This is a genomic window from Actinacidiphila sp. bgisy144 (genome assembly GCF_057708105.1).
Genome location: NZ_JBYIRM010000025.1, coordinates 88,628 through 101,126, shown reverse-complemented (window position 1 = coordinate 101,126; position 12,499 = coordinate 88,628). Strand labels below are relative to the sequence as shown.

Below are 12,499 nucleotides of genomic sequence, written 5' to 3'. Positions count from 1 at the left end.
GATCACAAGGTCCTGGTTGTCATACGACCATTGCATGGCGCGCAACGTTCGGTGCGAGACTGGCCGCATGCTCCTGCCGGACATGAACCTGCTGCCCGCCCTGGACGCGCTGCTCCGCGAGGGCAGCGTCACAGGCGCGGCGGCCGTCATGAACGTCTCCCCGTCCGCGATGAGCCGGACCCTCGCCCGGCTGCGCCGGGTGGTCGGCGACCCGCTGCTGGTGCCCTCGGGCCGCGGGATGGCGCTGACCCCGCGGGCCCGGGAACTGCGCCCGCAGGCGGCCGCCGCGCTCGGCCAGGCGCTGGCCGCGCTGCGCCCGCCTCCCCCGGTCGACCTCGCCGAGGTGCAGCGGGACTTCGTGATCCGGACGAACGACAGCGTGGCCGTGGTGCTCGGCGCCGCGCTGCTCGCCAGGGTCGCCCGCGAGGCGCCGGGGGTGCGGCTGCGCATCCTGCCCGAGGGCGACGAGGACCCGGCTGACCTGCGCGACCGGGTGGACCTCGACCTCGGCGCCCTGCCCGAGACTCCGCCGGACGTGCGCACCGCCCACCTCGCCGAGCACCGGTACGTCGCCGCTGTACGGCCCGGGGGCGACTCCCCCGCGCGCGGCCCGGCATCCGCCCCGCTCTCCCCCGCCGGCTTCGTCGCCCTCCCCCACGTCACCGTCTCCCGGCACGGCCGCGCCCGCAGCGTCATCGACGACCGGCTCGCCGAACTCGGCCTGGAACGGCGGGTGCTGGCCACGGTGCCGACTTTCGGTGCGGCCTGCTTCCTCGCGCTGGAGACCGACGCGTACGCGATCGTGCCCTCCGGGTTCGCCGAACGCGCCGCCGCCGCACTGCGGTTGGCGGTGCACGAGATCCCGCTGCGCCTGCCCGCGGTGAGGTTCGACATGTCCTGGCACGTACGCCACGACGCCGACCCCGCGCACCGCTGGCTGCGCGACACCCTGGCCGTGCTGGCCGGCGACAGGCCCCGCGCGCTCGTGGGGGAGCGGTCCGCGGCGGAGTAGCCTGCCTTCGCATGTACGCGATGACGATTCCCCAGCCCGGCGGCCCGGACGCGTTGACCTGGGCGGACGTACCCGATCCGGTGGCCGGCACCGGTGAGGTCGTGGTCGAGGTCGCGGCCGCCGCGGTGAACCGCGCCGACCTCCTCCAGCGGCAGGGCCACTACGACCCGCCGCCCGGTGCCGCGCCCTACCCCGGGCTGGAGTGCTCCGGCCGGATCGTGTCCGCCGGCCCCGGTGTGTCCGGCTGGGCGGTCGGCGACGAGGTGTGCGCGCTGCTCGCGGGCGGCGGCTACGCCGAGAAGGTGGCGGTGCCCGCCGGCCAACTGCTCCCCGTACCCAAGGGCGTCGACCTCGTGACGGCGGCCGCGCTGCCCGAAGTCACCGCCACCGTCTGGTCGAACGTGTTCATGGTGGCCCATCTGCGGCCCACCGAGACGCTGCTGGTGCACGGCGGGTCCAGCGGGATCGGCACCATGGCCATCCAACTCGGGAAGGCGGTCGGCGCGCGGGTCGCGGTCACCGCGGGCAGCCCGGAGAAGCTCGACGCCTGCCGGGAGTTGGGCGCGGACCAGCTGATCGACTACCACCGGCAGGACTTCGTCGCCGAGCTCGGCCCCGACGGCGCGGACGTCGTCCTGGACCTGGTGGGCGCGAAGTACCTGGACCGCAACATCGACGCGCTCGCGCCCGGCGGCCGCCTGGTGGTGATCGGCATGCAGGGCGGCGTGAAGGCCGAGCTGAACCTCGCGAAGCTGATGGCCAAGCGGGGTGCCGTCGCCGCCACCACGCTCCGCGCCCGCCCGCCGGCCGAGAAGGCGTCGATCGTCGCCGCGGTCCGCCAGCACGTCTGGCCGCTGATCGAAGCGGGCACGGTGCGGCCCGTGGTCGACCGCGCGATCCCGCTCGCCCAGGCCGCCGACGCGCACCGGCTGATGGAGTCCAGCACCCACATCGGGAAGATCCTGCTGACGGTCTGAGAACGGCGAGCCGCGGACGTACCACCGCCCGCCCGTAATGCCGCATTCGCCACATCATGTGACGCTTGTCCTACACACGGCGGGTGCGGGAGGCGCGAACGTGCGGTGGGCGGCGGAGCACAGGCGGGGCCGGGTACGGCAAGCGGCGGTGGGCACGGCGGTGCTGGGCGCCGCGCTGCTCGGTACGGCGGCGCCGACGTGGGCGGCCGAGGGCGCGCCGCACCCGGGCGCACATCAGCAGCACAGTCCGGGCCGCCCCGGCCCGGGCGCACCTCGACCGGCACCCTCGGCCCCCTCCGCCGCGGGTTCCGGTACGGGTACGGCCGCGGGTTCCGGGGCCGGCTCCGGTCCTGCGTCCGGTCCGCACGCCGGGTCCGCCGCTCCCGGCGGCCCCGCCGCGCCGCCCGCCGCCCGTCCGCAGGCCCCCGTCCTGCCGCGCCCGCTGCCCCTGACCGGCACCGGCACGGACGCCGACCCCGCCACCGGCACCGTCCTGACGCTGCCGAGCTTCGCCGTACCGGACGCCACCGCTCCCCCGGCGCCCGCTGCGCCTCCCGCCCCCGCCGGCCCGGCCGCGCCCCACCCCGCACAGACTCCCGCCCCCTCCGCCGCGCCCTCCACCGCCCCCGCACCACACCACCCCGGCCACGCCGCGCCCACCGCGAAGGCGAAGGTGAAGACAGAAGCAACGGCGAAGAGGCGGACCGCGCCCGCCGCCGGAACCCCCCGCGCGCCCCGGCCCCCGCACACCCCGGTCCACCGCCCCACCACCGGCGGCGCGCCCCAGGCCCCGGCCGGCACCGGCGCCGGAGAGCCCGCCGCCACCCCGTTGCCGTCGTCCCAGGCGGGCGCGGCCCGGCCCGCCGCGGAACAGGCCGACCAGGCCGACCAGGCGGTGCCGCTCGTCACCGCGGGCCGCCCGGTGCCGCGGGTGACGACGCTCGGCACCGGCCTGGTGCTGGTCGGGCTGGGGCTGGGGTTCCTCGGGGTGCGGCTGCGCCGCCCGTGACCGCGGCCCGTGACCGGCGTCCGGCCGCGGTGGACAACGGCTGCGGGCCGTGCGCCGTCCCGGGGTCGTGGCTCGCGGCGCCACTGCGGGACAATGGCCGTATGGAGATGCCGATGAACGAACGGTCGACGGAGAACGCGCAGAACCCGCAGGTCCTGGTCGTCGGGCCGGACGGGATGGCGCTCGGCGGCTCGCCGGGCGAGGGCGAGGAGCCCCGTGAGATCCCGGTGACGGAGATGGTCGAGCAGCCGGCGAAGGTGATGCGGATCGGCAGCATGATCAAGCAGCTCCTGGAGGAAGTGCGGGCGGCTCCTCTCGACGAGGCCAGCCGGGTCCGGCTGAAGGAGATCCACGCGGGCTCGGTCAAGGAGCTGGAGGCGGGGCTCGCCCCGGAGCTGGTCGAGGAGCTGGAGCGGCTGTCGCTGCCGTTCACCGACGACAGCGTGCCCAGCGAGGCGGAGCTGCGGATCGCGCAGGCGCAGCTCGTGGGCTGGCTCGAAGGGCTCTTCCACGGCATCCAGACCGCGCTGTTCGCCCAGCAGATGGCCGCGCGGGCCCAGTTGGAGCAGATGCGGCGCGCCCTGCCGCCCGGCGCGGGAGGCCTCGAGGAGGAGCAGCAGGGCGGTCCGGCGGGCCGCTCCGGCGGGCCCTACCTGTGAGCGCCGCCCGGCGGTGACACCGTGAGCGACAGCGAAAGGGGCCCTCTTCCCCGCGGGAGGAGGGCCCCTTCGCCATGTGCGGGGGGTACGGGGGTGCGCGGCCTGGCGGCCGGCGGTCAGTCGGAGCTCTTGCCCGTCGACACCCAGATGGTCACCGGGCCGTCGGTCTTCGGGTCGTAGTCGTCGTCGGCGGACGGCGACTGGCTCGTCACGGAGCCCTTGCCCCACAGCTGCTCGTTGGTGTGTTTGATGGTGTACTTCCAGCCCGCGGCCTTCATGCAGGCGACGACCGAGTCGACGTAGTCGGTGTGGAAGTCCGGCATCGTGGCGACATCGGGCTTGTCCGGGTTGATGAAGTCGTTGTGGGCGTCGGTGCACTCGTTGGTCTCGATGGTGCGGGTCTGGTCGCCCTGGACCACGTCGTCGCTCGCGGACGCGCTGGCCGTCGCCGACGTGCTGGTTTTGACGTCCGGCTGGGCGGTGTGGTCCGCGGTGGTGTCGCCGCCCCCGCCGCCGCCGGTCATGGCGACGACCACGCCCACGATCACCGCGATCGCCACCACGGCCACCACGACGCCCACGACCAGCGGGGTATTGGACGACCGGCCGCCGCCGCGGCCCGGCCGGTTCGGCGCGCCCATGCCGGGGCCGCCGGGGACCCCCGGGCCGTTCATCGGGTGCTGCTGCGGCACCGGGGCCGGGGCGAGGTTGTACGCGGGGGTGGGCGGCGGGGTCTGGGCGCCCTGCTGCGGGTAGCCGTACGCCGACGGCGGCGGGGTCGTCGGCCCGTAGCCCGGCTGCGGGGTCGGCGCGTACGGCGTCTGTACCTGCTGCGCCGGGGGCGGCACCTGACCGGGCTGGGCCGGGAAGACCGACGCGGCCACGCCCTCGCCGCGGTTGCCGCCCACCGGGTTGCCGGTGATCACCGGCATGGCGCCGCTCTGCGTGGCGCCCAGCACCCGTTCGATCTCGTCGTGCATCGCGTCGGCGGTCGGGAAGCGCTCGGCCGGGTTCTTGCGCAGCGCGCGGGCGATCAGCGCGTCGATGGCCGGGCCCAGCGCCTGGTTGACCGTGGAGGGGGCCGGCGGGGTCTCCTGCACGTGCTGGTAGGCCATGGCCAGCGGCGAGTCCGCGTCGAACGGCAGCCGGCCGGTGAGCAGTTCGAAGAGCATGCAGCCGACTGAGTACAGGTCGGAGCGCTCGTCCACGCCGCGGCCCAGGGCCTGCTCGGGCGAGAGGTACTGCGGGGTGCCGACCACCATGCCGGTCTGCGTCATCGACGTCACACCGGACTGCATGGCCCGCGCGATGCCGAAGTCCATCACCTTGACCACACCGCGCCGGGTGACCATCACGTTGCCCGGCTTGATGTCGCGGTGCACCAGGCCCATCTCGTGGCTGACCGCCAGCGCGGCCAGCACGTCGCCGGTGACCTTCAGCGCCTTGTCGGCGGGCATCGCGCCGAACTGGGCGATGTCCGCGGCCAGTACGTCGCCCAGCGGCTTGCCCTCGACGTACTCCATCACGATGTACGGCACCATCTGGCCGTCGATCATGTCCTCGCCGGAGTCGAAGACCGAGACGATGTTGGTGTGGTTGAGCTTGGCGACGGACTGGGCCTCGCGGCGGAAGCGCTCCCGGAACGACTGCTCGGTGCCGAGGTTGGTGTGGAGGGTCTTGACGGCCACGGGCCGGTCCAGCACCGTGTCGTGTGCCAGGTGTACGGACGCCATTCCGCCCTGCCCGAGCAGGTCGCGCAGTACATACCGCCCGCCGCCGACCGAGCGCCCCGTGAACCCGCCCTGTGTGGCGTCCCCGCTCATCAGTACTGCTACCCCCTGGAAGTGGACCGGGACAGACCAGTCCCCGAGCTTGCCCGCCAAGTCTCGCTTATCGCACCTGCACGTCAAGTTCGTTGACCATCTCGTCACCTGATACGCATCGTCCGCGCACAATGCGGTGACCTTTGTACGGCAGCCGGACGCGCACCGGATCACCCTGCGGAAAAGCGGTACGGTGGCGCACCAGGACAGCGACAGCAGCGACGCGTACGACAGGCCCGCAGCCACACGGCTCGCACGACATGGACGGACGACGAGGACTGATGGTCGACCCGAACGAGACGGCCGCCGGCATCGAACCGTCGGAGGCAGGCGGTCCCTGGGGCCCCGGAGCGGTGATCGGCGACGGCCGGTACCGGCTGACCGGACGGCTGGGGCGCGGCGGCATGGCCGAGGTCTTCGCGGCGGAGGACGTCCGGCTCGGCCGGATCGTCGCCGTCAAGCTGCTGCGCTCCGACCTCGCCGAGGACCAGGTGGCCCGGGCCCGCTTCACCCGCGAGGCCCAGTCGGTGGCCGGCCTCAACCACCACGCGGTCGTCGCGGTCTACGACTCCGGCGAGGACATCACCCGTACGGGTACCGTCCCCTACATCGTGATGGAGCTGGTCGAGGGCCACACCATCAAGGACCTGCTCACCGGGCCCACCCCGCCGCCGGTCGACCAGGCGCTGCTGATCGTCTCCGGTGTGCTGGACGCGCTCGCCTACAGCCACCGCGCCGGCATCGTGCACCGCGACATCAAGCCCGCGAACGTCATCATCACGACCACCGGCGCGGTCAAGGTGATGGACTTCGGCATCGCCCGGGCGCTGCACGGGGCGGCCAGCACCATGACGCAGACAGGCATGGTGATGGGCACCCCGCAGTACCTCTCCCCCGAGCAGGCGCTCGGCAAGACCGTCGACCACCGCAGCGACCTGTACGCGACCGGCTGCCTGCTGTACGAACTGCTGACGCTGCGGCCGCCGTTCGTGGGCGAGACCCCGCTCTCGGTGGTCTACCAGCACGTGCAGGACGAGCCGCAGCTCCCGTCGCAGATCAGCGACCGGGTGCCGCCGGAGCTGGACGGCCTGGTGCTGCGCTCGCTCGCCAAGCAGCCCGAGGCCCGGTTCCAGAACGCCGAGGAGATGCGGGCGCTGGTCGGGTACGCCCACCACACCCTCCTCCAGCAGGGCGGCTGGACCGGCGGCCAGTGGAACACCGGCGCGGTCACCGCCGTCACGCCCCGCCAGACCGGTACCGCGCCCACCGTGGTCGCCCAGAGCGGCGGCCACCCGCAGAACGGCTCCACCGCCGAGATCGGCCCGCTGCTCGGCGGGATCTCCGGGGTCGGCGGCGACGACGACGTGCACGGGTACGGCGAGAAGCCGCCGGCCGGCGGCAGCCCCTGGGTCAAGCCGGTGCTCTTCGTGATCGCCGCGGTGCTCGCCATCGCGCTCGGCGTCTACCTCGCGACCAGGGGCGGCGGCGGGGGCGGCGGCACCACCACCGACGACACCCCTCCGCCCAGCACCTCGCAGGCCGCCGACCAGCCGTCCGACGACAGCACGGACCAGCCGTCCGACGACTCCTCCGGCCAGGTCTCCGACGAGCCCACGGACTCCGGCGAGGCCAGCGACTCCCCCACCGACCAGCCGACCACCTCCTCGCCGACGGCTCCCACCACAGCGCCCACCACGGCCCCCACCCACACGACGAAGCCGCCCACCACCGCCCCCACCACGAAGCCGCCCACCACCGCACCGACCACGGGTGGTACGTCCGCCGGCGGCGACGCCGGCGGCACCGGCACCAGCACCGGTAGCAGCGAGGGCAGCAGCAGCGGGAGCAGCGCCGGCGCGGACGCCACCGGCGGGGACTCGTCCGGCGCCACCGGCTGACGGCCCCCCGCCGCGCTCACCCCGTGAACGCCTCGCACACGCGGGCGTACTCCTCCGTCCACCACACCGCCAGCGCGGACGCCGCCGGGAAGAGGGGATCGGAGCGGCGGTCGCGGTGCTGGTAGCGCCAGTTCAGCATCCAGAAGTCGTTGAGCCGCTCCCACCACACGCGGTGCACCGCCGCGGACAATTCGGCCGCGGCGATCCCCGCCGCCCGCCGGTACGCCCGGGCGTACCCCCGGATCTTCGCCAGGTCGAGCCGCCCGTCGGCGGGGTGCACGAAGAAGATGACGGCCGCCCGCACCGCCTCCTCGGCGCGCGGGTGGACGCCGAGCCGGTCCCAGTCGATGATCGCGGCGGGCTCCTCGCCGCGGTAGAGCACGTTGAGCGGGTGGAAGTCGCCGTGCACCCAGCCGCTGACCGTGCCGTCGGCGTCCGGCGGCCGCCGGTGCGCGTAGCGGCGCAGCAACTCGCGGCGTTCGAGCAGCCGGTGCTCGGCGAGCGCGTCGAACGCGTCGTACGGGCGGTGCCCGCGCACCAGCGCCAGCAGCTGGTCGATCTGCTCGTGGGTACGGTCGGGGTCGGCGCTGGGGTGCGGCCCGGCCGGGGGCGGCGGCTGGGTGTCGGCCAGCCCGGTGTGCACCATGCCGAGCAGCGCGCCGAGCCGGCGGGACTGGCAGGCGGAGAGTTCGGTGCCCTCGCGGTGGCGGCCCTCGACCCACGGGAAGAGCGCGTAGCCGTGGCCGTCGACCACCGTGACGGTGGCGCCGTCCCGGTCGTGCAGCGGCGCGGCCGCGGGCAGTCCGATCCGGACGAGCCTGCGCGTCGCGTGGTGCTGCCGGGCGATCACCGCGGGGGCCGCGGTGTCCGCGGCGACGTACTGTTTCAGAAAGAAGCGGCCGCTGTTCGTCGTGATCCGCCAGCCCCGGTTGAGTAACCCGCGCGGAACGCGTTCGCAGGTCAGCAGGGTTGCCGCACGGTCGTAGCGGCGTAACAGGGCGGTCAGTGCGGGCGGCCGCTGTGCCGTGCCCATCACGCGGCTCAGCGTAGATCAACTGGCGGCTCCGGCCGGCGCGAGTGGCGGCGGTGGCCTTGCGTCTGCTATGTCCGGCTGGTCGCGTTCGCGCCGGTGGCCGGAACCTGACGGCGCTCCGTGCCGTTCACCCCTTACGGAGTTTTCCCGATCGGGATACGGTGCCGGTGTCCCGGTCATGGCCTGCGGTAACGCGGACTACTAGGAAATCCAAGCAAAACCGCAGGTCAGAAAGTGTGCCCTCGGTGTACGCGAAGGCTTCCGGATATAGGTAACGTCTGCTTTGCAGGCCATTCGCCGGGGCGTTGTCACGCCTGGCCCGGTCATGCCGCACATACCCCGTGCGTCCCGCCGGACCTGGTCAGCCGCACTGGTTCTCCGGCAGATCCCGGGGGCCGGACAGACGGAGGAGCGAACGTGAGCGTGAAGAGCACCGCCGCGCGGAGCAGTAGCCGCGGCCGCGCGAAGCGCCGTGGGGGCGAGCCCGAGCTCGTACAACTACTGACCCCGGAAGGCGAACGCGTCGAGCACGACGCGTACTCCATCGACCTGACCCCGGACGAGCTGCGTGGCCTGTACCGGGACATGGTGCTGACCCGGCGGTTCGACGCCGAGGCGATCACCTTGCAGCGGCAGGGCGAGCTGGGGCTGTGGGCGTCGTTGCTCGGCCAGGAGGCCGCCCAGATCGGCTCCGGCCGGGCCACCCGCCCCGACGACTACATCTTCCCGACCTACCGCGAGCACGGTGTCGCCTGGACCCGGGACGTGGACCCGCTGAACCTGCTGGGCATGTTCCGCGGGGTCAACCACGGCGGGTGGGACCCGAACGAGAACAACTTCCACCTGTACACGATCGTCATCGGCTCGCAGGTGCTGCACGCGACCGGCTACGCGATGGGCGTCGCCAAGGACGGCGCGGACGCCGGGGTGATCGCGTACTTCGGCGACGGCGCCTCCAGCCAGGGCGACGTGGCCGAGGCCTTCACCTTCGCGGCGGTCTACAACGCGCCGGTGGTGTTCTTCTGCCAGAACAACCAGTGGGCGATCTCCGAGCCGACCGAGAAGCAGTCCCGCGTGCCGATCTACCAGCGCGCGGCCGGATTCGGTTTCCCGGGCGTCCGGGTGGACGGCAACGACGTGCTCGCGGTGCTCGCGGTGACCCGGGCCGCCTTGGACCACGCCCGCAGCGGGCAGGGCCCGATGCTCGTCGAGGCGTTCACCTACCGGATGGGCGCCCACACCACCACCGACGACCCGACGCGCTACCGCGCCGACGAGGAGCGCGAGGAGTGGGCGTCGAAGGACCCGATCGCCCGGCTGCGCACCTACCTCGACAAGCAGGACCTGGCCGACGAGGAGTTCTACGCGAGCGTCGAGGCCGAGAGCGACGTCCTGGCCAAGCGGGTCAGGGACGGGGTGCGCGGCATGCCCGACCCCGACAAGATGGCGGTCTTCGAGCACATCTACGCCGACGGGCACGCGCTGGTGGACGAGGAGCGCGCGCAGTTCGCCGAGTACCTGGACTCCTTCGAGGACGCCCCCGCAGCGGGCCACGGCGCCGGCAGCGCCGGAAAGGGGCACTGACATGACGCAGATGGCCATCGCGAAGGCGCTCAACGAGTCGTTGCGCACGTCACTGGAGAACGACCCGAAGGTCCTGGTGATGGGGGAGGACGTCGGCCGGCTCGGCGGCGTCTTCCGGATCACCGACGGCCTGTTCAAGGACTTCGGCGAGGGCCGGGTGATCGACACCCCGCTCGCCGAGTCCGGCATCGTGGGCACCGCGATCGGCCTGGCGCTGCGCGGCTACCGCCCGGTGGTGGAGATCCAGTTCGACGGGTTCGTCTTCCCGGCGTACGACCAGATCGTCACGCAGCTGGCGAAGATGCACGCCCGGGCGCTCGGCAAGATCAAGCTGCCGATCGTCATCCGCATCCCGTACGGCGGCGGCATCGGCGCGGTCGAGCACCACAGCGAGTCCCCGGAGACGCTCTTCGCGCACATCGCCGGGCTGAAGGTGGTCTCGCCGTCCAACGCGTCGGACGCGTACTGGATGATGCGGCAGGCCATCGAGTGCGACGACCCGGTGATCTTCTTCGAGCCCAAGCGCCGCTACTGGGACAAGGGCGAGGTGGCCGTCTCGGCCGTGCCCGCCGGGCTGCACAAGGCCGCGGTGGCCCAGGAGGGCACTGACGTCACCCTGGTGGCGTACGGGCCGATGGTGAAGGTGTGCCTGGAGGCGGCGGCCGCGGCGGCGAACGAGGGCCGCAGCGTGGAAGTGGTGGACCTGCGCTCGATCTCGCCGATCGACTTCGACACCGTGCAGGCGTCGGTGGAGAAGACCGGCCGGCTGGTCGTGGTGCACGAGGCGCCGGTCTTCTTCGGCTCCGGCGCGGAGATCGCCGCCCGGATCACCGAGCGCTGCTTCTACGCCATGGAGGCGCCGGTGCTGCGGGTGGGCGGTTTCCACGCGCCGTACCCGCCGGCCAGGCTGGAAGACGAGTACCTGCCCGGTCTTGACCGCGTACTCGACGCCGTCGACCGCGTGCTGGCGTACTGAGGAGAGGGTTGTGACGATCATGGCCGTACAGGCGCAGCGCTTTCGCGAGTTCAGGATGCCGGACGTCGGCGAGGGCCTGACCGAGGCGGAGATCCTCAAGTGGTACGTGGGCGTCGGGGACGCGGTCACCGACGGGCAGGTGATCTGCGAGGTCGAGACGGCGAAGGCGGCGGTGGAGCTGCCGATCCCGTTCGACGGGGTGGTCAGCGAGATCCGCTTCGACGAGGGCACCACGGTGGACGTGGGCACGCCGATCATCGTGGTGGACGCGGGGGGTGCCGACGGCGCGGATGGCGCTGACGGCGCGGGGGATGCCGGGGGCGCCGTGACGGACGGGGGCGAGGCGGCCTCGGCCGCCGCCGAGGCCCCGGTCGAGGCCGCGCCGGAGCCGGCGGTGGAACGCAAGGCGGTGCTGGTCGGCTACGGGGTCGCGCCGTCGTCGACGACCCGGCGGCCGCGCAAGCAGCAGGCGGGCGCGCAGCAGCTCAACGGGCAGGCGGCGCCCGCGCCCGCGCCCGCATCCGCCCCTGCCCCCTCTCCAGCCGCCGCGCCCTCGGCGGCGGGGCCGGTGCCCGGCGCGCAGCGGCCGCTCGCCAAGCCGCCGGTGCGCAAGCTCGCCAAGGAACTGGGCGTCGACCTGGCCATGGTGGAGCCCACCGGGGCGCACGGCGAGGTGACCCGCGAGGACATCCGGGCCGCCGCCGCGCCGCCGGCCCGGCTGCCGCTGCCGGAGACCGCCGACACCGGCGAGGCCGCTGCGGCCTTCGGCATCGCCTCCTCCGGCGCCCGCGAGACCCGGGTGCCGATCAAGGGCGTCCGCAAGGCCACCGCCCAGGCGATGGTCGCCAGCGCCTTCACCGCGCCCCACGTCACCGAGTTCGTGACCTTCGACATCACGAAGACGATGAAGCTGGTGCAGGAGCTGAAGGCCGATCCGGCGTTCGCGGGCCTCAAGGTCAGCCCGCTGCTGCTGGTCGCCAAGGCGCTGCTGGTGGCGATCCGCCGCAACCCGGAGATCAACTCCGCCTGGGACGAGGCGAACCAGGAGATCGTCCGGAAGTCCTATGTGAACCTGGGCATCGCCGCGGCCACCCCGCGCGGTCTGGTGGTGCCGAACATCAAGGACGCCCACGACAAGACGCTGCCGGAACTGGCGTCCGCGCTGGGCGAGTTGGTCAGCACGGCGCGCGAGGGGAAGACCTCGCCCGCCGCGATGCAGGGCGGCACCGTCACCATCACCAACGTCGGTGTCTTCGGCGTCGACACCGGCACGCCGATCCTCAACCCGGGGGAGTCCGCGATCCTCGCGTTCGGGGCGGTCAAGCTCCAACCCTGGGTGCACAAGGGCAAGGTGAAGGCGCGGCACGTCACCACCCTGGCGCTTTCCTTCGACCACCGGCTGGTCGATGGCGAGCTGGGTTCGAAGGTGCTCGGCGACATCGCGGCGGTCCTCGAACAGCCCAAGCGGCTGATCACCTGGTCGTAGCGGTCGTAGCGGTCGTAGCGGTCGTAGCGGTCGTAGCGGTCG

General features: G+C 73.4%; 10 protein-coding genes. 8 read left to right on the top strand and 2 right to left on the bottom strand.

The genetic code is table 11. The features are described from left to right. Positions 1-67 precede the first annotated feature (67 nt). The 4 genes from AC3EVP_RS26205 (at position 68) to AC3EVP_RS26190 (ending at position 3,657) form a co-directional block, all read left to right on the top strand. A complete protein-coding gene (locus AC3EVP_RS26205; protein ID WP_435133752.1) occupies positions 68-1,012 on the top strand; it encodes a LysR family transcriptional regulator in 945 nt (314 codons plus the stop codon). Between the two features lie 11 nt (positions 1,013-1,023). Then, positions 1,024-1,989: an NAD(P)H-quinone oxidoreductase gene (locus tag AC3EVP_RS26200; RefSeq protein ID WP_335971912.1), complete on the top strand. Its 966-nt coding sequence runs from the start codon at positions 1,024-1,026 to the stop codon at positions 1,987-1,989. A gap of 148 nt (positions 1,990-2,137) precedes the next feature. After that, positions 2,138-2,998: a hypothetical protein gene (locus AC3EVP_RS26195; protein ID WP_435133749.1), complete on the top strand. Its 861-nt coding sequence runs from the start codon at positions 2,138-2,140 to the stop codon at positions 2,996-2,998. Positions 2,999-3,099: 101 nt separating this feature from the next. After that, positions 3,100-3,657 carry a bacterial proteasome activator family protein gene (locus tag AC3EVP_RS26190; protein ID WP_335971917.1) on the top strand — a complete coding sequence of 186 codons (558 nt, stop codon included), beginning with the start codon at positions 3,100-3,102 and terminating at the stop codon, positions 3,655-3,657. A gap of 116 nt (positions 3,658-3,773) precedes the next feature. Here the strand turns inward: AC3EVP_RS26190 and AC3EVP_RS26185 are convergent, their stop codons facing one another. Continuing rightward, positions 3,774-5,480 (bottom strand): Stk1 family PASTA domain-containing Ser/Thr kinase, encoded by a 1,707-nt coding sequence (locus AC3EVP_RS26185; protein WP_435133745.1) that lies wholly within the window; start codon positions 5,478-5,480, stop codon positions 3,774-3,776. 260 nt (positions 5,481-5,740) lie between these two features. On the opposite strand from AC3EVP_RS26185, the gene AC3EVP_RS26180 reads away from it, so the two are divergent. Next, a complete protein-coding gene (locus tag AC3EVP_RS26180; protein ID WP_443033973.1) occupies positions 5,741-7,378 on the top strand; it encodes a protein kinase domain-containing protein in 1,638 nt (545 codons plus the stop codon). 16 nt (positions 7,379-7,394) lie between these two features. Here the strand turns inward: AC3EVP_RS26180 and AC3EVP_RS26175 are convergent, their stop codons facing one another. Continuing rightward, positions 7,395-8,411, bottom strand: a complete 1,017-nt coding sequence (locus AC3EVP_RS26175) for a phosphotransferase (protein WP_435133802.1) — start codon at positions 8,409-8,411, stop codon at positions 7,395-7,397. Positions 8,412-8,828: 417 nt separating this feature from the next. Here AC3EVP_RS26175 and pdhA point away from each other — a divergent pair, with 417 nt between their 5' ends. The 3 genes from pdhA to AC3EVP_RS26160 are packed head-to-tail and all read left to right on the top strand — an operon-like array spanning position 8,829 to position 12,457. Further along, positions 8,829-9,995, top strand: coding sequence for a pyruvate dehydrogenase (acetyl-transferring) E1 component subunit alpha (gene pdhA / locus AC3EVP_RS26170; RefSeq protein ID WP_435133741.1), 1,167 nt, complete (start codon positions 8,829-8,831; stop codon positions 9,993-9,995). Position 9,996: 1 nt separating this feature from the next. Beyond that, on the top strand, positions 9,997-10,971 hold the full coding sequence (locus AC3EVP_RS26165) for an alpha-ketoacid dehydrogenase subunit beta (protein WP_335971923.1): 975 nt from the start codon (positions 9,997-9,999) through the stop codon (positions 10,969-10,971). A gap of 19 nt (positions 10,972-10,990) precedes the next feature. Further along, positions 10,991-12,457 (top strand): dihydrolipoamide acetyltransferase family protein, encoded by a 1,467-nt coding sequence (locus tag AC3EVP_RS26160; RefSeq protein ID WP_435133799.1) that lies wholly within the window; start codon positions 10,991-10,993, stop codon positions 12,455-12,457. Positions 12,458-12,499: the final 42 nt, after the last annotated feature.

Bases quoted from the DNA above. Each gene is read 5' to 3' on its own strand.
- AC3EVP_RS26205 (WP_435133752.1), top strand. From the start codon at position 68: ATGCTCCTGCCGGACATGAACCTGCTGCCCGCCCTGGACGCGCTGCTC.
- AC3EVP_RS26165 (WP_335971923.1), top strand. From the start codon at position 9,997: ATGACGCAGATGGCCATCGCGAAGGCGCTCAACGAGTCGTTGCGCACG.
- AC3EVP_RS26200 (WP_335971912.1), top strand. From the start codon at position 1,024: ATGTACGCGATGACGATTCCCCAGCCCGGCGGCCCGGACGCGTTGACC.
- AC3EVP_RS26185 (WP_435133745.1), bottom strand. From the start codon at position 5,480: ATGAGCGGGGACGCCACACAGGGCGGGTTCACGGGGCGCTCGGTCGGC.
- AC3EVP_RS26190 (WP_335971917.1), top strand. From the start codon at position 3,100: ATGGAGATGCCGATGAACGAACGGTCGACGGAGAACGCGCAGAACCCG.
- AC3EVP_RS26175 (WP_435133802.1), bottom strand. From the start codon at position 8,411: ATGGGCACGGCACAGCGGCCGCCCGCACTGACCGCCCTGTTACGCCGC.
- AC3EVP_RS26180 (WP_443033973.1), top strand. From the start codon at position 5,741: ATGGACGGACGACGAGGACTGATGGTCGACCCGAACGAGACGGCCGCC.
- AC3EVP_RS26160 (WP_435133799.1), top strand. From the start codon at position 10,991: ATGGCCGTACAGGCGCAGCGCTTTCGCGAGTTCAGGATGCCGGACGTC.